Below are 20,217 nucleotides of genomic sequence, written 5' to 3' on the forward strand. Positions count from 1 at the left end.
GCTACCCGCTGAAAAGCCGACGCCGGCCGCGGGACGGTGCCCGCGGCCGGCGTCGGAAGCCGGGAGGGGCGCCCTCAGCGCCCGAGCCTCCACGCGGCCTCCAGGATCGTCCAGGCCTGGACCTGGGAGGACAGCTCCACGCCGGCGCCGGCCCCGAGCGCCTCGGAGCTGTGCCGGGCGGCGTCGGGGGAGAAGACGGCGACGGCGCTGCCCCGGATCTCCGCGACGTCCACGCCGGGCTCGTTGAGGGGCAGGTCCGGGTCGTACTCCCGGCGGCCGCTCCAGAGCATCTCGGCGGTGGCCAGCACGAGCTCGCGCGCCGTTCTGCGCGTCGCCTCGGAGAGGCGCCCGTCCAGGGCCGCGGCGGCGAGGTAACGGGCCAGGATCCCGGCGAAGAGGCCGGCGTCGCCGCCGCCCCGGGTGTCGAGGATCCGCACCGTGGTGCCCTCCACCTCGACGTCGACCGTCAGCGTCCGCGCGGCCGCCTCCACGATCTGCTCCGCGTGCCGCAGGTCGCCCTCGGGGTGCTCCAGGTGCGCGGCGAGCACGGTGCCCTGGTTGTAGGAGTGCACGCTGCGGTTGACCTCCGGGACCAGCTCCCCGTTCCGGGCCGGCGTCAGCCGGATCCCGTCCAGGTACCCCCGCTCGGGATCGAAGAGGCTCTCGCGCAGCCAGCTCATCAGGGCCGCGGCCTCCTCGTGCCGGCCGGCGCGGATGAGGGCGACGGCGATCGGCGCGGTGGAGGGCGTGTTCTTGTAGTCCTCCGCGGTGTTCCAGAACGCGCCCCCGCCGAGCTCCGGCGTGACGGCGCGGGCCAGCCGCGGGTACAGGACCCGGCCGACCTCCTGGGCCGGCCCGGAGCCCCGCCCGGAGACCCGGCGGGAGAGGGCGTTGAGCCGCTGGGCCGCGAGCGTCAGCCAGGCCATGTCGTCGTAGTAGGAGTTGGCGTAGGTGCCGAGGTTGTGCCAGCGGATGCCGCGCAGCAGGCGCGTGCCGTTGTCCAGCCAGCGCTCGGCGTCGGAGGTCCGTCCCAGGGCGAGGTCCCGCTCCCCGGCGTCGACCATGGCGTCCAGCAGCTGCGCCTGCCACCAGTAGTTCCAGCGGGTCAGGCGCGAGCCGAGGCTGCCGCGGGGCGGCACGCTCGCCCGGGCCACGAGGGTGCCCGGGACGCCCAGGAGGCGGTGCACGAAGAGCTTGCTGACCGAGTAGGCGGCCAGCTCCGCGCGCTCCGGGCGACCGGGCTGCGAGGCGCGGTCGCGGCGTCCGGCCCGGGTGGCGGGCGCTCCGGTCCCGGCGGGGCCGGGGCTCCGATCCTCCGTCCCGGTCTCGTGCCCAGGGGCATGGGGGGTGGGATCCGGGGTCATGCTGCCTCCCTCACTGCTCGGTTGCGGTCCTCTCCAGGGTACGCGCCGAGCGCAGGAGCATCCGCTCGCCCGTGAAGGGGTGGACGAGCAGCAGCTCCCGGGCGAGGAGCTGCAGGTCGGGGAGGGCGGCGGCCTCCCCGGGCGGGAGGATCCGCGGGTAGAGCGGGTCGCCGAGGATCGGGCGGCCGATCGAGTTCAGGTGCACGCGGATCTGGTGGGTCTTGCCGGTCCGGGGCATCGCCCGGTACAGCCCGAGGCCGCCCGCGGCGTCGTCCCCGGGGCACGACGCCGCGAGCTCCTCCAGCAGCGTCAGCGCGGTGAAGGCGTTGGGCGATCCCTCCACCTCGCGGGCCTGCAGGACGCCGGGCCGCTTCTCGATGCGGGAGCGCAGCTCCAGCGGGGCGTCCGGGTGGCGGGGCACCTCGGGAGCGCCGGCCGGGCCCAGGGGCGCGACGGCCTCGTAGGCCTTGCGGACCCGCTGCGTCTCGAACAGCGCCTGGAGCGGGCCCCGGGCCTGCCGGGTCTTGGCCAGCAGCAGGACGCCGGCGGTCAGGCGGTCCAGCCGGTGCGCCGGGGAGATCAGGTCGTTGCCGGTGGAGGCGCGCAGGGCCGTGACCACGGTGCGCCGGACGTGCCCGCCGCGCGGGGTCACCGGCAGGCCGTGGGGCTTGTCCACCACCAGCAGGTGCTCGTCCTCGTGGAGCACGGGCAGGCTGATCGGGGCGTCGGGCTCCTCGGGGAGGGGCCGGAAGACCCAGACGCGCCCGCCGGGTACGAAGGGCGCCGAGGCCTCGAGCCGCTCCCCGTCCGGGCCGAAGACGTCGCCGCGCTCGAACAGCGCCGCGACGGCGCCGGCGTCGTGGGGAGGGAAGCGCTCGGCCAGGAACGCCGCGACCGTCTCCCAGCCTCCCTCGCGCGGCAGGCGAACCCCGGTGGGGGAGACGCCGTCGCGGGAGGGCACCGGGGACTGCGGGCGCGGGCGTCGGGCCATGGGGAGGCTCCCTCGGTCGGGGTCGGGGTCGGGCAGGCGCGGACCGGGGCTCGCTTCCGAGGGAGGCGGCGCCTTCGCCCGGAAGCGAGCGCCGCGGTACGGGCCACCAGGATGGAACGGGCGGCAGCCCTGCGTCAAGACGTTCCCTGCCGTCACGGGCTTCGGTAGTGTTCTCAGTACCCGCCGGGGCCGGAAGCGGGCCGGCGGAAGCGGAGGACCGACCAACCGACCAAGGGGGATCCAGTGCGCGCAGAGTCCCGCGGCGACCGGCCGCATCCTGAAGGCGGACGGGAGGCGGGGGAGGAGCTGGTGGTCCTCCTCGACGCCGCGAACCGGCCCGCCGGGACGTTCCCCAAGGCGAGGGTCCACACGGGGGACACGCCGCGGCACCTGGCCTTCTCCTGCTACGTCCTCGACGCCGAGGGCCGGCTCCTGCTCACTCGCCGGGCCCTGGGGAAGAGGACGTGGCCCGGCACCTGGAGCAACAGCCTCTGCGGGCATCCCGGGCCCGAGGAGCCGATGCCCGAGGCCATCCTCCGCAGGGCCCGGCAGGAGCTCGGCATGGAGCTGACCGGCCTGCGGGAGGTCCTGCCCGAGTTCGCCTACCGGGCGGTGGACGCCAGCGGGATCGTGGAGAACGAGTTCTGCCCGGTCTACGTGGCGCGTGCGGCGTCGGACCCCGATCCCCGCCCCACCGAGGTCTGCGAGATCAGCTGGGTCCCGGCGCGCGACGCGGTGGCGGCGGTCCGCGCGGTGCCGGCGGCGTTCAGCCCGTGGATGGGCTGGCAGCTGGAGCAGCCGGACCTGCGGAGGGCGCTCGCGGGCTGAGGCCGCGGCATGTGTACGGCGGGCCCCTCCTGGGCCGCCCCGGACCGCGCGAGACCGCCTGCCGTGACCTCGGGGATCCGGCCAGCTGAGGATCCGTCGGGCCGCGGCCCTTGACCGTTCCCCTGCCGCCGCCCGACGATGGGGTGATGGACTACACACGACTGGGAAGCTCAGGCCTCTACGTCTCGCGGCTGGCCCTGGGGACCATCCCCTTCGGCTCGGGCGGCGGCTTCGAGAAGATCGCGGGCCTGGGGGTCGAGGAGGCCTCGCGGGCGATCCGGGAGAGCCTCGAGCGCGGCATCAACTTCATCGACACCGCCAACCTGTACTCGGCGGGCGACTCCGAGCGGGTGGTCGGCGAGGCCCTCGGCGCGGACCGCGACCAGGTGGTCCTGACCTCCAAGGCGCGCATGCCCACCGGCGATGGGCCCAACGACGGCGGCTCCAGCCGGATCCACCTGACCCGCGCCGTCGAGGACAGCCTGGACAGGCTGGGCACCGACCGCCTCGACCTGCTCTACCTCCACGCCTGGGACGGCCAGACCCCCATCCGGGAGACGATCGAGACCGCCAACGAGCTCATCCGGGCCGGGAAGATCCGCTACTGGGGAGTGTCCAACTACAACGGCTGGCAGCTGGCCAAGACCGTGTACGAGGCCAAGCTCGCGGGGCTGGAGGGCCCGGTCGCGCAGCAGGTGTACTACACGCCCGAGGCGCGGGAGATCGAGTACGAGATCATCCCCGCGGCCCGCGACCTCGGCGTCGCGACCTTCGGCTGGAGCCCCCTCGGGGAGGGCCTGCTCAACGGGAAGGTGCGCCGCGGGCGCGAGACGCCGGCGGACACCCGCCAGGGCGCCGGCTGGCCCGAGCCGCACGTCACCGACTGGGATCGCGCCTACGACCTGATCGAGCTCCTCGACGAGATCGCCCGGGACCTCGGCTGGACCATCCCGCAGGTCGTCATCTCCTGGCTGATGGACCGGCCGGGGGTCAACGGCATCGTCATCGCGGCACGCCGCTTCGAGCACCTGCAGGAGGACCTCGATGCCGGCGAGCTCGCCCTCCCGCGGGAGGCCCGGGATCGGATCACGGCCGCCTCCCAGCTGCCGGCCTACTATCCGATCTGGCACCGCCTGCTCAACGGCAAGGACCGGCCGGAGCCGGCGGAGGCGGAGTTCTACGCGGAGTTCGAGGCGCACAGCATCGGCGAGGAGCAGGGCTGATCCGGGTCCGGGCCGCCGGCCTGCGGAGGGGTCGAGGGCGCGAAGGCTGAGGCCCTCCTCCTCGGGGCCTCGCCGCTCACGGCTCACGAGCCTGGCCGGCTCATGGCTCCCCTGGTCTCAGCGCTGCCGCGGGTGGTCTCCGCGCTGCTTGCGGGGCCCCGTCACGAAGAGCATGAGCCCGCCGAGCAGGAGGGCGACGACGATCACCACGGGGATGATCCAGACGTAGGAGGCGCTGGTCATCGTGGCGACCAGGATCACCGCCACCGCGCCGACCAGCAGCGTCGCCAGGAAGATGACCAGGGCCTGCTTCCGAGAGCGTTGCGGGCGAGTGTTCATGGCCTGCGTCCTTTCCGACGGGTCGTTCCTGATGGCAGCGGGCGGAGGGGGGAATCCCTCCGGAGGGCCCGTGAGGGGCCTCACGTCCAGCGTACTCACATCCGGAAGGGGGCGCAGGGGCTACGCCCACGGCGATAGGAGGTGCGGTCCCGCGGGGGAGGCGGGACCGCCGTGCCCTCAGCCGCGGCCGCCACGGGCGAGCGACGCCCGCAGGACGGCCGGGAGGTCGTAGGAGCGGTGTCCCGTCCCGGGGACGACGCGCAGGCTTGCCCCGGTCCACCCCGCCGCGCGGTAGGCCGTCGCCCCGCGCTGGGCGGCCCGCGCGGCGGACCAGAGCGGACGCGGCGGATCCGGCGAGCCGTCCCGGTCCCCGATCCACCAGAGGAGGGGCAGCCCGGCGTGCTCACCGGGCGGCGGGACCGGAGCATTCCCGGGATCGCCTCCTCCCACCATGACGGCGCCCGCGAGCGGGACGGCCGGCCCCTCCGCCGGCTCCGCCTCACCCGGATCCGCACCGGCGGAGACCGTCTCCCAAGCGCCCGCATCGGCGGGATCCGTCTCCCCGGGGCCCGCGCCGGAGGGGAGCAGCCGGCGCAGCTCCGCGGCGAGGAGCTCCGCGCCGCCGGAGTATCCCATGACCCATATATGCCGCGGCCGGAAAGGGAGCAGGGTGGGGAGGACGTCCAGGAACCCGCGGAGCCACCGGGCGTTCTCGCGGTGCCGCACCCACCAGGTGAGGCCCCCGACGCCGACGGCGCGATCGGGCGTGTCCACCGCGACGAGCGCTGCGCCGTGCTCGGCGGCCGTCGCGGCCAGTCCCCGCATCGTCCGTCCCCGTGGGCGGTGGAAGCGGGAGAGGGCCGGCAGCCAGTAGTCGCCGTCGAGGTAGACGACGACGCCGCCCGGCCCGCCCCGCCGCAGCCCTCCGGCGTACACGTGGTACCTGACCCCGCGCCCGTCGGGATGGAGGCGGTACAGCGAGCGGCCGGCGTCGCCCGCCGACCTGCTCTCCTCGCGGCGGGCCCTCCGCTCGGCCAGGCGGGTCAGAGCGCCACCGAGGAGGCGGGTCAGAGCGCCGCCGAGCAGGCGGGACAGGGGCAGAGGCGCGGGCCGCGGCCGCCGGGCGCTGCGTGCTCGCCGCCGCCCCCGGCTCCTGCCCGCCCGGCCCAGCCCCCGCATGCCCCCGCTCACCGGCTCCCGGGCTCCCGGCGCATCCGGATGCCGCGCGGCGTCGTGTAGAAGCCCGCCCTCACCAGGGCATCCCGCAGCGCGCCGAGAGCGTCCGGCCCCTCGGCGCCGTGCCCGCGCTCGAGGATCCCCAGCCCGTTGACCTTCTCCACCACGAGCTTGTCCACCGCCCCCAGTCGCACCGCCCGGGCCACGGCCGGGGCCGCGAGCTCCAGATCGGAGGGATCGGAGCTGAAGGCGAGCATGGTCTTGCCGCCGCGCTCGATGTACAGCACGGGCCGCCCGTCCACCAGGACCACCAGGGCGCCGGCCTTCCGGCCCGGGCGGGCGAGCCGGGCGTCGTCGTCGGCCCCCGTCAGCAGCTGCGCGGCGGGGACCGGGTCGGGCCAGGCCAGCGTGGCGCCGTAGGCGTTGGCGGGATCGGTGGCGGCCAGGACGAGGACCTGCGGGGCGCGGGGTGCGGAGGCCGCGTCCTCGAGCTGCTCGTCGAGCATCGAGGAGCGCAGCAGGTCTACGGTGGCCGGCGCCGCGAACTGCGCCCCGCCCAGGCCCTCCACGAAGTACCCGCGCCGGGCGTCGCCCTGGTCCTCCTGGGCCGCCAGGATCTGGTAGACGGCCGCGAACCCGCCCGGCGACTCCTCCTGGGCCACGGCGCCCCGGGTGAGCACGCCGTAGCGGTCCAGCATGAGCTGGGCGAGGGCGACGGCGCGCACCGTCTCCTCCAGCGGCTCCTCGTCCAGGAACGCGCTCACCCGGGACCACCTGCCGGACAGCTCCCGCTCGCGTTGCGGGGTCAGCCCGCTCATCCCGGCCTCCAGGGCGCCGAGGGAGCCGCTCGCGCCCAGGCCGGAGGCGCCGCCGAGAGCCGGGGCCCTGCCGCGCCGCGCCGTCGCGATCCTCCCCGCCCCGCGCCTGCCGGCCGTGCGGGCGCGCGCCGGCGCCTTCGGGCGGGCGTGGGCGCCGCGGCCGCCGTCGAGGAAGGCACGCAGCGGGGCGGCCGTGTCGTTGGTGGCCAGGCCCGCCCAGACCAGCTCCCAGAGGGCGTCGCCGGTCCGGGAGAGCGAGAACCCGGCGCGGGCGGCGATGCGGGGGACGAAGTCGGCGCCGTCGCCGATCGCCGCGTAGACCGCGCGGGCCTCGGCGCTCAGGTCGTCCAGCGGGATGGCCGGCTCGGGGCGGACGGTGAGGTCGGCGGACTCGGTCAGGTGCAGCGCGACCCAGCCGTCCTGCCCCGGCACGGTACCGGCCCCGGTCCACAGCACCTCGCCGCCGGACATCGCCTCGTCCAGCATCGCCGGGGCGTAGCCCCTGATCCGGGAGGGGAGGACGAGGGTCTCCAGGGCCGAGGCGGGCACGGGGACGCCGGCCAGCTGGTCGATCACCGTCAGCAGGCCGTCGGCGTCGGAGACCCGCGGGTCCTCCGCCGCGCCCTCGGCCCGCACGTGCTGCCAGGCGGGCAGGAAGCGGGCGTAGGTCGCGGCGTCGACGGGCTCGATCTGGGAGCGCAGCTTCGCCAGGGAGCGACGCCGGATGGTCCGCAGGACGCCGGCCTCGCACCACTCCTCGGCCTCCTCGGGCGCGCCCTCCCCGCGCCGCCGGGCCAGCAGCTCGGCGGGCAGGAACCGGCCGGCGACCACGCGGCGGTCGGCCGCGAGGCGCTCCAGCACCGTGTCTACCACCGCGGTGCCGAGGCCCAGCGCGGCGGCGGCCTCCGCCGTCGTGAAGGGGCCGTGGGTGCGGGCGTAGCGGGAGACGAGGTCGCCGAGCGGGTCCGGCACCGGCTCGATGAAGGCGGCCGGGACGCCCATCGGCAGGGGGAGGCCGAGCCCGTCCCGCAGCCGGGCGGCGTCCTCGACCGCGGCGATCCGCTCCTGGCCGGCGATGCGCACGGAGATGGCGCGGTGCGCGGCGAGGAGCTCGTCGGCGGACCGGCGGGCCTCGTCCGGCTCGGTGAGCCGCCGGGCCGCCTCCTCGAGGCTCAAGGGGCCGAGCAGCCGCAGCAGGTCGGCGAGGCCCTCGACGCCGCGCATCCGCCGGTCCTCGGCCAGGCGCTGCAGCTGGTGCTCCGTGTCCTCCACGACGTCGGCGTCCAGCAGCTCACGCAGCTCGTCCCGGCCGAGCAGCTCGGCCAGCAGCGAGGGGTCCAGGGAGAGCGCCGCCGCCTTGCGCTCGGCCAGGGGCGCGTCCGTGTTGTACAGGAACTGGCCGACGTACCCGAACAGCAGCGTCTTGGCGAAGGGCGAGGGCTCGGAGGTCTCCACCTCCCGGACCGCGATCTGCCGGGAGGCAACCTGCTCGTGGATGCGCCGCAGGGCGGGGAGGTCGTAGACGTCCTGCAGGCACTCCCGGACGGTCTCCAGGATGATGGGGAAGCTCGGGTACCTGCGGGCGACGTCGAGCAGCTGCGCGGAGCGCTGCCGCTGCTGCCACAGCGGGGTCCGCCGTCCCGGGTCGCGCCGGGGGAGCAGCAGCGCCCGGGCGGAGCACTCGCGGAAGCGGGAGGCGAACAGGGCGGAGGAGCCGACCTGCTCGGTGACGATCGCCTCCAGGTCCTCGGGGTCGAAGAGGAAGAGGTCGGCGCCCGGCGGGTTCTCCTCCATGGCGGGGATGCGCAGCACGATGCCGTCGTCGGCGGCCATCGCCGAGCCGTCGAGCCCGTACCTCTCGTCGATGCGCGCGCCCACCGCCAGCGCCCAGGGGGCGTGGACCGGCATGCCGTAGGGGGAGTGCAGGACCACGCGCCAGTCGCCCAGCTCGTCCCGGAACCGCTCGACGATCATGGTCCTCTCGCTGGGCACCTGGGAGGTGGCGGCCGACTGGTCGGTCACGTAGGTGCGCAGGTTGTCCACCGCCCACTGGTCCAGGCCGGAGGCGGCGAGCCGCCGCTCCGCCGCGTCCGCCTCCTCCTCGCCGGCCTCGAAGGCGCTCGCGAGCTCGCGGGTGAAGCGCCCGGTCGCCTCGCCGAGCTCCACCGGGCGGCCGGGGCCGTCGCCGTGCCAGAAGGGCAGCTTGCCGACCTGGCCCGGCGCCGGGGTCACGCTGACCCGGTCGTGGGTGATCTCCTCGATCCGCCAGCTCGTGGCGCCCAGGGCGATGACGTCGCCCGCCCGGGACTCGTAGACCATCTCCTCGTCCAGCTCGCCCACCCGCTTGGGCCCCCGGTCGGTCTCGTCCGAGCCCACGATGTACACCGGGTACAGCCCGCGGTCGGGGATGGTCCCGCCGGAGGTGACAGCGACCCGCTGGGAGCCGGGCCGGGGCTCCAGGACGCCGGCGTCGCGGTCCCAGACCAGGCGGGGCCGCAGCTCCGCGAACTCGTCGGAGGGGTACTTGCCGCTCAGCAGGTCCAGCACGGCGTCGAAGGCCGAGCGCGGCATCGCGGCGAAGGGCGCGGTGTGCCGCAGGGCCTCGAACCAGGCCTCGACGTCCACGGGCCCCAGCGCGCACGCCGCGACCGTCTGCTGGGCGAGCACGTCCAAGGGGTTGGCGGGCACGGCGAGCGGCTCGATCCGCCCGGCCCGCATCCGCTCCACGGTCACGGCCGCGGAGAGCAGGTCGCCGCGGTGCTTGGGGTACATCACGGCCCGGGAGGTCTCGCCGACCTGGTGGCCCGCGCGCCCCACCCGCTGGAGGCCGCTGGCCACGCTCGGCGGCGACTCGACCTGGATCACCAGGTCCACCGCGCCCATGTCGATGCCGAGCTCGAGGGAGCTGGTGGCGACGACGCAGTGCAGCCGCCCGGTCTTCAGCGCGTCCTCGATGAGCGCGCGCTGGTCCTTGGAGACCGAGCCGTGGTGGGCCCGGGCCAGCTCGGCGGGTGCGGTCCCGGAGTTCAGGTGGTTCAGCGCGGGCGGGGCGTAGGGGAGCTCCGGGGCGACGCCGTCCCCGCCCGCGCCCGCTCCCACGGCCTCGGCTCCCGCCGCGCCGAATCCCGCCCCCTCACGCCCGGCCTCGATGCGCATCCCGGCCCCGGCGCCGCGCGGGCGCGAGGACGACGCCGGCGCGGCGTTGCCCCGCTGCTCCTCCCGGAAGGCGTGGACCTCGTTGAGGCGGGAGGTCAGCCGCTCCGCCAGGCCGCGGGAGTTTGCGAAGACGATCGTGGAGCGGTTGGCCTCGACGAGGTCCACGATCCGCTCCTCGACGTGCGGCCAGATCGAGGCGACGACCTCGTGCGGGGTCTCCGGCGGGAGCTTCGCGGGGCCGCCGCGCCCGGCCTCCGCCTCGGCGAGCGGGGACTCGAGGTCCAGGCCCAGCGCGTCCTCCAGCGTCGCGTGGCCCGAGGCCGCCGACCCGGCGTCGGCCCCGGTCCGGACCGTGGGGAGCTCGGAGCGCGGGACGGGCGTGGTCAGGTTGGACATGTCGGGGACGGGCACCGAGACCCGCAGGTCCCAGGACTTCTCCAGCGGCGGCCGCACCACGCTCACCGGCGCGGTGCCGCCGAGGAACCGGGCCACGGTCTCGACCGGCTCGACCGTCGCGGAGAGCCCGATGCGCTGGGCCGGCCGCTGCAGGATCTGGTCCAGGCGCTCGAGCGAGACCGCGAGGTGGGCCCCGCGCTTGGTTCCGGCGACGGCGTGCACCTCGTCGACGATCACCGTGTGCACCTCCGTCAGGCTCGCCCGGGCCTTGGAGGTGAGCATGAGGTACAGCGACTCCGGCGTCGTGATGAGGATGTCCGGCGGATCGGTGACCAGCCGGCGCCGCTCCCGGCCGGGTGTGTCCCCGGAGCGGACCCCCACGGAGATCTCGCGGGGCTCGCGGCCGTGCGCCCGGGCCGTCTGCGTGATGCCGACCAGCGGGGAGCGGAGGTTGCGCTCGACGTCGACGCCGAGCGCCTTCAGCGGGGAGATGTAGAGGACCTTGGTCCGGTTGGCGGCGCGGGCGGAGCCCTTGGTGGAACGTCCGGATCCCTCGGCGGCACCCTCGGAGCCTTCGCCGGCGCGCCCGAGGCCGGCGGCGGCACGCGCAGAACCCTCGGCGGCGCGTCCGGAGCTTTCGGCGGCGCGCCCGGGGCCCGCGGCGTCGGGCCCGGCCCCCGCCTCCCCGACCAGGAGCCGGTCCAGGGCCCAGAGGAAGGCCGCGAGGGTCTTGCCGGAGCCGGTGGGCGCCACCACGAGGGTGTGCTTCCCCGCGGAGATCGCCGACCAGGCCTCGTCCTGCGCCGTGGTGGGTCGCGAGAAGGCGCCGACGAACCATTCGCGGGTGGCCGGGCTGAACTGTTCGATCGCGGAGGGCATGGCACCATTGTGCCGGGAGACCGGCCCCGAAGGCACTCGGCGGAGCGAGCGGTCCGCCTCACCGGCGAGAGGGGAAGGGCCCGGGGAATATCCTGGCCACCCACTCGGTTTACCTGTAAAGCAAATGACCGATCGAGCGATAGGACCGCAGAACCCGTGACCGAACTCACCGTCGACACCCAGCTGAGCCCCGAAGACACCCGCACCCTCTTCGACGGCCGCACCGTCAACGCCTTCGAGGACGTGGAGGTGACCGCGGAGCAGATGCGCGGCATCTACGACCTCACCAAGATGGGCCCCACCGCCTTCAACTCCCAGCCCCTGCGCATCGTGTGGGTCCCGCGGGGCGAGGCGCGCGAGCGGCTGGTCTCCCACATGTCCTCCGGCAACAAGGCCAAGACGGAGGCCGCGCCGATGGTCGCGGTGCTGGCCGTGGACGAGAAGTGGCACCACCGCTTCGCGGACTTCCTCCCCGCCCGTCCCCAGATCGGCCAGATGTACCTGGACGACGAGGACTTCGCGAGCGCGGCCGGCCGGGACAACGCGTTCATCCAGGTCGGGTACTTCGTCATGGCCGTCCGGGCGATGGGGCTGGCCGCCGGCCCGATGACGGGGTTCGACGCCGCCGGCGTCAACGAGGACCTGCTGGCCGAGCGGGGCCTCCGCTCGCTGGTCGTGGTGAACATCGGCAAGGGCGTCGAGCCCGAGCACGGTCGCGGCCCCCGCTTCAGCTTCGAGGACTCGACCATCACCCTGTGACCCCGCCGGGGCGGGGCCGTGCCGAGCGGCCGCGCCCGCCCCGCCTCACGAGCGTCAGCGCAGAAGGGCCCCGCCGGATGTCCGGCGGGGCCCTTCTGGCGTCCTCGACGGCGTCGTCGCCCGGGTCACTCGGCCGAGCCGGCCCCCACCTCGCTGACGGAGAGCTGCTGGACGCCGGGGTTGCCGCACGCGCTCAGGGGGAAGTTCACCGTCAGCGACGAGTCGTCGCCCGGGGCGGTCACCTGCAGGCCGGAGGCGTTCTCCTTCTGGCACGTCTCACCGTAGAGGTCGGCCTGGGTGCTGCGCAGCACCGCCTCGGTCGCGTCGCCCGGCTCCAGGGTCTGGCCGGCTCCGGTCAGGTCGCTGGCGGGGGCGGCGGAGGCCCCGACCGTGGAGCCGTCGGCGCCGACGAAGCTGACGCCGGGGTACCCGGAGATCGCGCAGGCCGCATCGCCGCCGTTGGTCATGGTGATCGAGTAGTAGGTGGAGCCCGCGGCCCCCTCCTCGGTGTCCACGGCGATGCGCAGGTCGTTGGTGGAGCAGCTCGCAGCGGCGTCGGGGGTCTCTCCCGCCCCGGAGTCGGAATCGGAGGCGGAGGGCGCCGGGGGCGGGGCCGTGGGGACCGTGGGGGCCGCCGTCGGCTCCGCGGTCTCGGTGGGCCGGGCCGTCTCGGGCGGCTCGGAGGTAGGGTCCGCCTCCGGAGAGGCCTGCGTCGCGGAGGGCGAGGCGGGGGCGTCGCTCACGGTGGCCGAGGGCGACGCCGCGGCGGACGTCCCACCGCTCGAGGCCCCGGTCCCCTCGGGCGAGGCGGAAGCCGTGGCGGGGGAGGAGGGGGCCGCCTCTCCCTGGCCCTCACCGCCCGAGGAGCAGGCGCCGAGGCCGAGCAGCAGGGCGCACGCACCGGCGACCCACGCTGCCCGGGACCACCCGGTCGTTGTTTCAGACATGGCACAACGTTAAGCAGAAAAGGGGCCGGATTCCAGCCGGCGGCGGGAATCCGGCCCCTCGGCGGGCCCGCTCTCGGCGTGCTGCGGGCGCTACATGCCGGGCTTGAGGGTCACGGTCGCGCCGTCGAGCTCGTCGTGGTACTCCGTCTGGCAGGAGAGGCGGGAGGTCTCGTTGGCGACGTCGTCGATCATCTCCAGCAGGTCCTCCTCCTCCTCGGTGCGCTCGCCCGATGCCTCGAAGTGCTCGGGATCGAAGAAGGCGTGGCAGGTCGCGCAGGAGGCGTTGCCCCCGCAGGTGGCCAGCACGGGGTACTGGTTCTTGTGGAGGCACTCCAGCAGCGTCTGGTTGTCCTTCCACTCGACCTCCCGGGACTCGCCGTCCTCGTCGACCACGGTGATGTTGATGCTCATATGCTCTTCCATACAGTCGCGATAGTTTTCCCCGCATCAGCTTAGACGGGTCCGACGACGGCGGGAACCTGGGTGCCGGCAGGGTGACCGGAAACATGCCGCCGGGTCACGCGGTGACTTCTCAAGTAACCTGTGGGCAGGTTCTCTCACAGGAGGTGGCATGGGCTCCCGGAAACGCCCCGACGCAGCGGAGGAGCAGTTCCTCTTCTCCCTCGACCTGAAGGAGTTCGAGGCCGCCCCTGATCAGTCCGCCCCCGAGCGGGAGGCCGCCTCGGGCCCGCCCGCCCCCGATCGCGGGGCCGCCCCGGATCCGTCCGCCGCCCCCGGCCGGGAAGCTGGGACGAATGAGACGGACCCGGTGGAGGAGGCCCTTTCGGGCGAGGCCGCCGGACTCGACGAGGCGATGGGCGAGAGCCCCGCCGACGCCGAGGCGGGCGGCGAAGGCCCCGCGAACGAAGGCACCGAACCTCCCGCCGCCTCGACAGGCGAGGCCCCCGGCCCGACGCCGTCCGTCCTCGTCGAGGACCGCACCCTCGAGGCCGCGACGGTCCCGGCGGGGGATCCGGAGCCCGAGCCGGCCTCCGCCCCCGAGGCGCCGACGTCGTCCCCAGCTGCCCCTGCAGGAGCCCCCGCCTCGCGCAGCGGGTCCGCCCCCGCCCCCCAGGACGCCGACCTGCACGAGGCGATGACGCGGGCCGAGCGCGCCGTGTTCCACCGCTCGCAGCCCGAGTTCCTCCTGGACCGTGCCCGGCGGGTCTTCCACCGGGCACTGCTGGACGAGCGCGTCCTGGTCACCCATCCCTCCACCGGCGTCCCCTCCAATGCAGACAAGGACTCGGGGACCAGCGTGCGCTACGCCAGGGCCATCGCCGAGGGGATCGGCGCCGTCGAGACGGCCCCGCGGGCACCCGGCCAGTCGGTCAGCCGCAACTTCGAGCGCGCGGTGGCGGCCTATCTGCAGGGGGTCTTCCCCGCCTTCGGCGCCCTCCGACCCGGCGAGTGGATGGTGCGCCGGCTCGGGGACCGCAACGAGTACGGGGGCATCGAGGACGCCTCGGAGATCTTCGAGCAGTACGAGCACCTGGTGTCCCTGCGGGAGACGATCGAGTCCGACCGCTCGCTGCGGGGCCTGCTGGGCTACGAGGCGGAGATCCTGGCGCCCGACGTCGTGGTGGCCCGCGCCCCGATCCCCGACGCCGAGCTCAACGAGTTCACGCGCCTGGTGGACCCGCTCGGCCCGCTCGCCGCGGCGAGCCCGCTGCGCGCCGCGGTGCAGCCCAAGCACCTGCTCCACGCCGTGGTCGCGTGCAAGTGGACGCTGCGCAGCGACCGGGCGCAGCAGGTCCGCTCCGAGGCCCAGCACCTGATGCGCAACCGCCGCGGCCGCGCGCCGCACCTGGTGCTGGTCACGGGGGAGCCGATGCCCTCCCGGATCGCGGCGGTGGCGCTGGGCACCGGCGACCTCGATTGCGTCTACCACTTCGCCCTGCACGAGCTGATGGACGCCATCGACCCCCACGCCGACCCGGCGGGGGCCGAGCTGCTCCACACCATGGTGCAGGGGCGGCGGCTGCGGGACATCTCCGACCTGCCGCTGGACCTGGCGGTCTAGGAGCCCGGGCTCCTCGAACATACGTAAGCCCCGCGCCAATCAAAGGTGGCGGAGACTTATGGGAGAAGCACGTTACGAGGGGGTCTCCCATGCTCGGGGACTGGAACGGGGCTCCGAAAAGAGCCGACAGATGGTTCGCCAGCGTCAGCAAGTCCAGAAAATACGGTCGAACGGGAATGGGCTCACGGGTGGATGAGACGCGTGAGACGGCTAGGCTGTGGCACGGCAGCCGTGACGCACTCGCGTGCGACTCCTGCCCGAGTACGCCTTCACCAGGTGCCTGCGCGCCCCTCGGGAGGCCGCCCGCCCCCGTTCGGTAGCTCGACGGGCGGCCTTGAATATGCCCTCTGACGGCAGCCGCCCCGGGGATGAGCCGGGCACCGCGTTTGTTGCTCCTGCGGTCAGGGATGGTTATAGGTGGTCTGCGCGGGCCTTGCGGTGTTGCTGGGGGGGGGAGGGGGTGTCGCCGGGTGAAGTGCCGCAGAATGCGGCCTGGGCGAGGAGAACGAGGCCGATGGTCATGAAGCGGCCTCCGGGTCCTCCTCGGTACGCTGGTCCTCGTCAGATGAGGAATCGAGCTTGGAGAGGAAGTGATTGATGTGCGCTACATCGTGAAGATCGGCGGCGAGACCATCGAGGTCGCAAGCCAGGAGGACCTGGACCAGTTCGAGAAGGACCTCACGATTGGGTTCAAGCACGCGACCGTGGGCAATCAGTGGATCAACGTCGGAGACCGGCGCGTCCATGCTCCCAGCGTTATCAACGTTGTCACATTCGCTACTGAGGGGCCGGTTGACGTCGTCCGCTGAGGCCTGAATCCTCCCGAGAGCGATGATGAGCCGGTTCCAGTGCGTGAAGTCGATCTGTGAGCCCTCGTGGACGCTGTTGGTCAGGATCACGAGGACGTGAAAGGTCTAGGAGTCAGCCGTGACTTCCTGCTGGAGCCTGGTTGTGTCCCATATGGGGTACTTGACGACTATGAGCGGGTCACCTCCTCGGAGGTGGCCCGCTTTTTGCTGCCATCACGCTCTCGTGCGAGATGAGCCAGATGGGAACGGGCGAGTTGGTCGGTGAGCGGTACGCCTCTAGATCGCCACGCTCGATTATGCGCCGGGCGGTCTGAGGGGGACCACCTGCGCAAGGCGCGCGAGACTGTCGGGATGAATCAGACGGAGCTGGCGAACGCGCTAGTTATTGCGCGGCTGACCGTGGGGCGCCTTGAGACGGGGCAGTGCGCGCCCAAGCGCCCGATGGTCATGACCTGGGCAGTGGCGGCGTTCCCTCCGAGTGGCTGTTAAACGGCGAAACCCCGCCATCCGGAGATGACGGGACTTCCGTTGATACTGGGTGCGCCACGAGGGATTCGAACCCCCAACCTTCTGATCCGTAGTCAGATGCTCTATCCGTTGAGCTAGTGGCGCCCGCCCTGCTTCGCGATCTCCCGCGTTCAAGGCCGAGTACTAGCTTACACGGCCCTCTCGGAAGTGCAAACTCAGCCCGCTGTGATCTGTGCCGCAGCCCCGAATCGCCGCAAAGGGGGTGAGGCCGAGCCTGCGTACGTTAGTCTTGTCCCATCACCGGGCCACTGCGGTGCGACGTGCTTCCGAGCGCGTCGTCTGTCCTTTAAGGGGGCGGAAAGCATGTGGTGGCTCACACAATGTCGTGAGTGATGGCTCGCCCGAGCCGCTAGACCTGCTTGAGGGGAACAGATTAATGACTGACAACGTCGTCGGAACGAGCGCGCAGCTCAACCCCGGGGCCGAGGAGGCGCTGCGCAGCGCCCCCACGTCCCACGGGCGGCTGCTCGCGTGGGTGCGTGAGGTCGCCGAGCTCACCGAGCCGGAAGCGATCCACTGGGCCGACGGATCCCGTGAGGAGTGGGACAGGCTCACCACCGAGCTGGTCGACGCCGGGACCTTCGTCCGGCTGAACGAGGAGAAGTTCCCGAACTCCTTCGCGGCCTTCTCCGACCCGGAGGACGTGGCCCGCGTCGAGGAGCGGACCTTCATCTGCTCCGAGACCCGCGAGGGCGCCGGGCCCACCAACAACTGGATGGATCCCGCCGAGATGCGGGAGCTGCTCACCGAGAAGTACCGCGGCAGCATGCGCGGCCGCACCCTCTACGTGATCCCCTTCGTCATGGGCAGCCTGGACGCCCATGACCCGAAGTTCGGCGTCGAGCTGACCGACTCCGCCTACGTCGTGTGCTCCATGCGGATCATGGCGACCATCGGGCGGGAGGTCCTGGACCGGATGACGGCCTCGGACGCGTTCTTCGTCGAGGCCCTGCACTCGCTGGGCGCCCCGCTGGAGGAGGGCCAGGAGGACGTCCCGTGGCCCTGCAACCCGGACAAGTACATCGTGCAGTTCCCCGAGGACCGGGCCATCTGGTCCTACGGCTCCGGCTACGGCGGCAACGCCCTGCTGGGCAAGAAGTGCTACGCGCTGCGCATCGCCTCCGCGATCGCGCACGACGAAGGCTGGCTCGCCGAGCACATGCTGATCCTCAAGGTCACCAACCCCGAGGGCAAGGTCCACTACATCAGCGGGGCGTTCCCCTCGGCCTGCGGCAAGACCAACTTCGCGATGATCCACCCGACCGTCGAGGGCTGGAAGGCCGAGATGGTGGGCGACGACATCGCCTGGATCCGGTTCGACGACGCCGGCAGGCCCCGCGTCGTCAACCCCGAGGCCGGCCTGTTCGGCGTCGCCCCCGGGACCGGCTGGTCCACCAACCCCAACGCGATGCACGCGGTGGCCGAGGGCAACACCATCTTCACCAACGTCGCCCTCACCGACGACGGCGGCGTGTGGTGGGAGGGGATGACCGACGAGGCCCCCGAGCACCTGATCGACTGGAAGGGCCAGGACTGGACCCCGGACTCCGGCCGTCCCGCGGCTCACCCGAACTCCCGCTTCTGCACCCCGATCGACCAGGTGGACATCCTGGCGCCGGAGTACCACGACCCCGAGGGCGTGCCGCTCTCCGCGATCATCTTCGGCGGCCGGCGCAAGACCACGGTCCCGCTGGTCTCGGAGGCCTTCGACTGGGAGCACGGCGTGTTCCAGGGCGGGACCCTCTCCTCGGAGACCACGGCCGCCGCGAAGGGCGCCGTGGGCGTGGTGCGCCGGGATCCGATGGCCATGCTGCCCTTCATCGGCTACAACGCCGGCGACTACCTGCAGCACTGGCTCTCGGTCGGCGAGCGCTACGGCGCGGAGAACATGCCCGGCGTCTTCTACGTCAACTGGTTCCGCCGCACGGCCGACGGCGGCTTCGCCTGGCCCGGGTTCGGGGAGAACTCGCGCGTGATCAAGTGGATCGTGGAGCGGCTCGAGGGCACCGCCGGGGGCCGGGAGACCGCCGTCGGCACCGTGCCGACGCCGGAGGACCTGGATCTGACCGGCCTCGACTACTCGGAGGAGAGCATCGCGGCCTCGCTCGTGGTGGATCCCGAGGAGTGGAGGCAGGAGCTGCCCGGCATCGACGAGTGGTTCGAGAAGCTCGGCGACCGCCTCCCGGAGAGCCTCCGGCAGCAGCGGGCGGCCCTGGAGGAGCGCCTGAACTCCTAGCGCGCCGCCTCGACGGAGGCGGGCGCTGGAGTGAGATGGGGAGGGGCCCGACGCTGCGGCGTCGGGCCCCTCCTCGTCCGCCTTCCTCCGGTTCAAGCAGCTATTGGAAGAGGCCCCCGGCCGTCAGATCGACCTGGTCTCATACGGCGGGCTGAAGCCTTCTCTCGACGACGACATCCGCCGCGAGGCGGTACCGCTGTGATGGAGTGCCGCTGACTGTCGGGACCGGCCGGGCGTAGCTGCATCGAAGAGCGTGACTGGGACGTCACTGTGCTGTGGCCGTGGTCGGTGGTTCGATCGACGTGACGAGAGCCGCTGGCTTGCATCATGTACTGATGCAATACTGGATGCACGGATCAACACAGAGGACTCCCCTTATGCAGCTAGAACAGCAGCACCGGCAGCGCACCCAAAAACGACTCTCCGTGGCCCTCAGCGGCAAGGATCAGGAGGATCTGGACCTCATCGCGTCCAGTCCCACGATCCTCCAGGATCTGCCGGACGGCGCCAGCAGCTCTCGCTCCGCTCTCGTGCACGCCGTGTTCGAGAAAGGAATGGCAGTGATCAAGGAAGCCGAAGCTGAGCAGGCCTACGCCGAGATGGCGCAGGAACAGCGGAAGTCCGCTGCCGCACGGCGCAAGCGTGCTGTGAACCGTCCGCGCGGCCGGGCGGGTGCGCAGTGACGCGGATGCTGCGCGGGCAGATCTGGAAAGCCACTCTGGATGTCGAGGTCGGCCCCAAGCTGTATGTGGTCGTGTCCCATAATGCGCGTAACAAGAACTTCGACACCGCCTTGTGCGTCCGTCTGACGACGACTGAGAGGCACAGTCACCTGCCGCAGGTGGTGCCGATCAGCCCTGGGGAGATCGTCAACGGATGGGTAGCCTGCGACTCCCTCACTGAGATCTGGGACGACGATCTTGATGATGATCGTCCCATCGGGAACCTGAGTCCAACGATGATGAGAACCTTGCAGCCTGGCCTCTGCGCCGCTCTTGGCTTCTGAGCAAGGCGTCCCCGCACCAGTACGGTGCTGCTGGGGCGCCTTGCTCCGTGTCCAGGTCATGCCTCTGCCCGCGGCTCTCAGCCCCGCGGCACGAGCATGCGCACCACGTACCAGCCCATCACCGCGAACAGCAGGACGAGCGGGGGCCAGAACGAGATGCCGGGGAGGAGCCCGGGGCGGATGACGGAGAGCGCGGCCTCCCAGCCCAGCAGGGACAGGATCGCCGCCATCCAGCCCAGCATGCGCCGGGACAGCAGGTACAGGCGCTGCCATCCGGCGTCGGTCACGGGGCTGACGGGCACGCTGACCACCCGGACGGCCCTGACCATGAGCAGGAGCAGGGCGGTGACCAGGGCGAGGACGCCGGGACCCACCCAGACGTTGCCCCGGGAGCCCCAGCGGTCCACCTCGCCGCGCCCGTCGAAGTGGGCGGGCACGCTCTCGGGCAGCGAGGGGTAGCTGAGGGCCACGAAGAGGAGGACGCCGGCCTGCAGGAGCACGGCCACGACCATCAGGGTCCTGGTCAGCCCGTCCACGGGCTCCGGCGCGGGCCTCTCGTCCCGGTGGAAGGCACCGCGCGGAGCGGCCGCCTCCCAGGGGGCTCCTCGTCCCGCCGTCCCATCGCTGCCTTCGTCCCTCCCGGTCTTCGACGCCGCCTCCGTGCGGGGCCGTCCCCGGCCTCGCACCTGCTGCCGGCGCCCCCGCAGGCCTCCGTTCTCGTCGCTCCCCTCGCCGTCCC

At 73.1% G+C, this 20,217-nt stretch carries 17 protein-coding genes and 1 tRNA gene; 9 read left to right on the top strand and 9 right to left on the bottom strand.

Annotated features, from left to right (window positions below):
• Positions 1 to 74 precede the first annotated feature (74 nt).
• Both EWV39_RS12210 and EWV39_RS12215 read right to left on the bottom strand, forming a co-directional pair.
• Positions 75 to 1,364: a glycoside hydrolase family 76 protein gene (locus EWV39_RS12210; protein ID WP_129660649.1), complete on the bottom strand. Its 1,290-nt coding sequence runs from the start codon at positions 1,362 to 1,364 to the stop codon at positions 75 to 77.
• Between the two features lie 10 nt (positions 1,365 to 1,374).
• Positions 1,375 to 2,355 carry a pseudouridine synthase gene (locus tag EWV39_RS12215; protein WP_129660652.1) on the bottom strand — a complete coding sequence of 327 codons (981 nt, stop codon included), beginning with the start codon at positions 2,353 to 2,355 and terminating at the stop codon, positions 1,375 to 1,377.
• 243 nt (positions 2,356 to 2,598) lie between these two features.
• Here EWV39_RS12215 and idi point away from each other — a divergent pair, with 243 nt between their 5' ends.
• Together idi and EWV39_RS12225 are read left to right on the top strand one after the other, a co-directional pair.
• Positions 2,599 to 3,183 (top strand): isopentenyl-diphosphate Delta-isomerase, encoded by a 585-nt coding sequence (gene idi, locus EWV39_RS12220; protein ID WP_129660655.1) that lies wholly within the window; start codon positions 2,599 to 2,601, stop codon positions 3,181 to 3,183.
• Positions 3,184 to 3,329: 146 nt separating this feature from the next.
• Positions 3,330 to 4,406 (top strand): aldo/keto reductase, encoded by a 1,077-nt coding sequence (locus EWV39_RS12225; RefSeq protein ID WP_129660658.1) that lies wholly within the window; start codon positions 3,330 to 3,332, stop codon positions 4,404 to 4,406.
• A 117-nt stretch (positions 4,407 to 4,523) separates the two neighbouring features.
• Here EWV39_RS12225 and EWV39_RS12230 read toward each other — a convergent pair whose 3' ends face one another.
• The 3 genes from EWV39_RS12230 to EWV39_RS12240 form a co-directional block, all read right to left on the bottom strand.
• On the bottom strand, positions 4,524 to 4,745 hold the full coding sequence (locus tag EWV39_RS12230) for a hypothetical protein (RefSeq protein WP_129660661.1): 222 nt from the start codon (positions 4,743 to 4,745) through the stop codon (positions 4,524 to 4,526).
• A gap of 177 nt (positions 4,746 to 4,922) precedes the next feature.
• Positions 4,923 to 5,936 (bottom strand): hypothetical protein, encoded by a 1,014-nt coding sequence (locus tag EWV39_RS12235; protein ID WP_129660664.1) that lies wholly within the window; start codon positions 5,934 to 5,936, stop codon positions 4,923 to 4,925.
• A complete protein-coding gene (locus tag EWV39_RS12240) occupies positions 5,933 to 11,170 on the bottom strand; it encodes an Lhr family ATP-dependent helicase (RefSeq protein ID WP_129660667.1) in 5,238 nt (1,745 codons plus the stop codon). The genes EWV39_RS12235 and EWV39_RS12240 overlap by 4 nt, the downstream gene beginning before the upstream one ends.
• 156 nt (positions 11,171 to 11,326) lie before the next feature.
• On the opposite strand from EWV39_RS12240, the gene EWV39_RS12245 reads away from it, so the two are divergent.
• Positions 11,327 to 11,929, top strand: coding sequence for a malonic semialdehyde reductase (locus EWV39_RS12245; protein ID WP_129660671.1), 603 nt, complete (start codon positions 11,327 to 11,329; stop codon positions 11,927 to 11,929).
• Positions 11,930 to 12,054: 125 nt separating this feature from the next.
• Here the strand turns inward: EWV39_RS12245 and EWV39_RS12250 are convergent, their stop codons facing one another.
• Together EWV39_RS12250 and EWV39_RS12255 are read right to left on the bottom strand one after the other, a co-directional pair.
• Complete coding sequence (locus EWV39_RS12250; RefSeq protein WP_129660674.1) at positions 12,055 to 12,876, bottom strand: DUF4232 domain-containing protein; 822 nt, start codon at positions 12,874 to 12,876, stop codon at positions 12,055 to 12,057.
• A gap of 90 nt (positions 12,877 to 12,966) precedes the next feature.
• Positions 12,967 to 13,287 carry a 2Fe-2S iron-sulfur cluster-binding protein gene (locus tag EWV39_RS12255; protein WP_129660677.1) on the bottom strand — a complete coding sequence of 107 codons (321 nt, stop codon included), beginning with the start codon at positions 13,285 to 13,287 and terminating at the stop codon, positions 12,967 to 12,969.
• 160 nt (positions 13,288 to 13,447) lie between these two features.
• On the opposite strand from EWV39_RS12255, the gene EWV39_RS12260 reads away from it, so the two are divergent.
• The 3 genes from EWV39_RS12260 (at position 13,448) to EWV39_RS14385 (ending at position 16,197) form a co-directional block, all read left to right on the top strand.
• Positions 13,448 to 14,899 (top strand): NgoMIV family type II restriction endonuclease, encoded by a 1,452-nt coding sequence (locus EWV39_RS12260; RefSeq protein WP_129660680.1) that lies wholly within the window; start codon positions 13,448 to 13,450, stop codon positions 14,897 to 14,899.
• A gap of 599 nt (positions 14,900 to 15,498) precedes the next feature.
• Positions 15,499 to 15,708 (top strand): hypothetical protein, encoded by a 210-nt coding sequence (locus EWV39_RS12265; protein WP_129660683.1) that lies wholly within the window; start codon positions 15,499 to 15,501, stop codon positions 15,706 to 15,708.
• 261 nt (positions 15,709 to 15,969) lie between these two features.
• Positions 15,970 to 16,197 carry a helix-turn-helix transcriptional regulator gene (locus EWV39_RS14385; RefSeq protein WP_420329966.1) on the top strand — a complete coding sequence of 76 codons (228 nt, stop codon included), beginning with the start codon at positions 15,970 to 15,972 and terminating at the stop codon, positions 16,195 to 16,197.
• A gap of 50 nt (positions 16,198 to 16,247) precedes the next feature.
• Here the strand turns inward: EWV39_RS14385 and EWV39_RS12275 are convergent.
• Positions 16,248 to 16,320, bottom strand: a tRNA-Arg gene (locus tag EWV39_RS12275).
• Between the two features lie 292 nt (positions 16,321 to 16,612).
• On the opposite strand from EWV39_RS12275, the gene EWV39_RS12280 reads away from it, so the two are divergent.
• The 3 genes from EWV39_RS12280 (at position 16,613) to EWV39_RS12290 (ending at position 19,478) form a co-directional block, all read left to right on the top strand.
• A complete protein-coding gene (locus EWV39_RS12280; RefSeq protein ID WP_129660688.1) occupies positions 16,613 to 18,472 on the top strand; it encodes a phosphoenolpyruvate carboxykinase (GTP) in 1,860 nt (619 codons plus the stop codon).
• A 377-nt stretch (positions 18,473 to 18,849) separates the two neighbouring features.
• Positions 18,850 to 19,155, top strand: a complete 306-nt coding sequence (locus EWV39_RS12285) for a hypothetical protein (RefSeq protein ID WP_129660691.1) — start codon at positions 18,850 to 18,852, stop codon at positions 19,153 to 19,155.
• A gap of 5 nt (positions 19,156 to 19,160) precedes the next feature.
• A complete protein-coding gene (locus EWV39_RS12290) occupies positions 19,161 to 19,478 on the top strand; it encodes a type II toxin-antitoxin system PemK/MazF family toxin (RefSeq protein ID WP_238148338.1) in 318 nt (105 codons plus the stop codon).
• Between the two features lie 77 nt (positions 19,479 to 19,555).
• Here the strand turns inward: EWV39_RS12290 and EWV39_RS12295 are convergent, their stop codons facing one another.
• The gene (locus EWV39_RS12295) at positions 19,556 to 20,014 is read right to left on the bottom strand and encodes a DUF1648 domain-containing protein (protein ID WP_129660698.1); all 459 of its coding nucleotides are present in this window, start codon (positions 20,012 to 20,014) and stop codon (positions 19,556 to 19,558) included.
• Between the last annotated feature and the right edge of the window lie 203 nt (positions 20,015 to 20,217).

Origin of the sequence: Rothia halotolerans, from assembly GCF_004136635.1 — a bacterium.
Lineage (GTDB): Bacteria > Actinomycetota > Actinomycetes > Actinomycetales > Micrococcaceae > Rothia > Rothia halotolerans.

Coding starts and splice junctions, on each gene's coding strand:
- EWV39_RS12255 (WP_129660677.1), bottom strand. CDS start 13,287: ATGAGCATCAACATCACCGTGGTCGACGAGGACGGCGAGTCCCGGGAG.
- EWV39_RS12210 (WP_129660649.1), bottom strand. CDS start 1,364: ATGACCCCGGATCCCACCCCCCATGCCCCTGGGCACGAGACCGGGACG.
- EWV39_RS12250 (WP_129660674.1), bottom strand. CDS start 12,876: ATGTCTGAAACAACGACCGGGTGGTCCCGGGCAGCGTGGGTCGCCGGT.
- EWV39_RS12240 (WP_129660667.1), bottom strand. CDS start 11,170: ATGCCCTCCGCGATCGAACAGTTCAGCCCGGCCACCCGCGAATGGTTC.
- EWV39_RS12290 (WP_238148338.1), top strand. CDS start 19,161: ATGCTGCGCGGGCAGATCTGGAAAGCCACTCTGGATGTCGAGGTCGGC.
- EWV39_RS12285 (WP_129660691.1), top strand. CDS start 18,850: ATGCAGCTAGAACAGCAGCACCGGCAGCGCACCCAAAAACGACTCTCC.
- EWV39_RS12215 (WP_129660652.1), bottom strand. CDS start 2,355: ATGGCCCGACGCCCGCGCCCGCAGTCCCCGGTGCCCTCCCGCGACGGC.
- EWV39_RS12260 (WP_129660680.1), top strand. CDS start 13,448: ATGGGCTCCCGGAAACGCCCCGACGCAGCGGAGGAGCAGTTCCTCTTC.
- EWV39_RS12225 (WP_129660658.1), top strand. CDS start 3,330: ATGGACTACACACGACTGGGAAGCTCAGGCCTCTACGTCTCGCGGCTG.
- EWV39_RS12230 (WP_129660661.1), bottom strand. CDS start 4,745: ATGAACACTCGCCCGCAACGCTCTCGGAAGCAGGCCCTGGTCATCTTC.
- EWV39_RS12280 (WP_129660688.1), top strand. CDS start 16,613: ATGACTGACAACGTCGTCGGAACGAGCGCGCAGCTCAACCCCGGGGCC.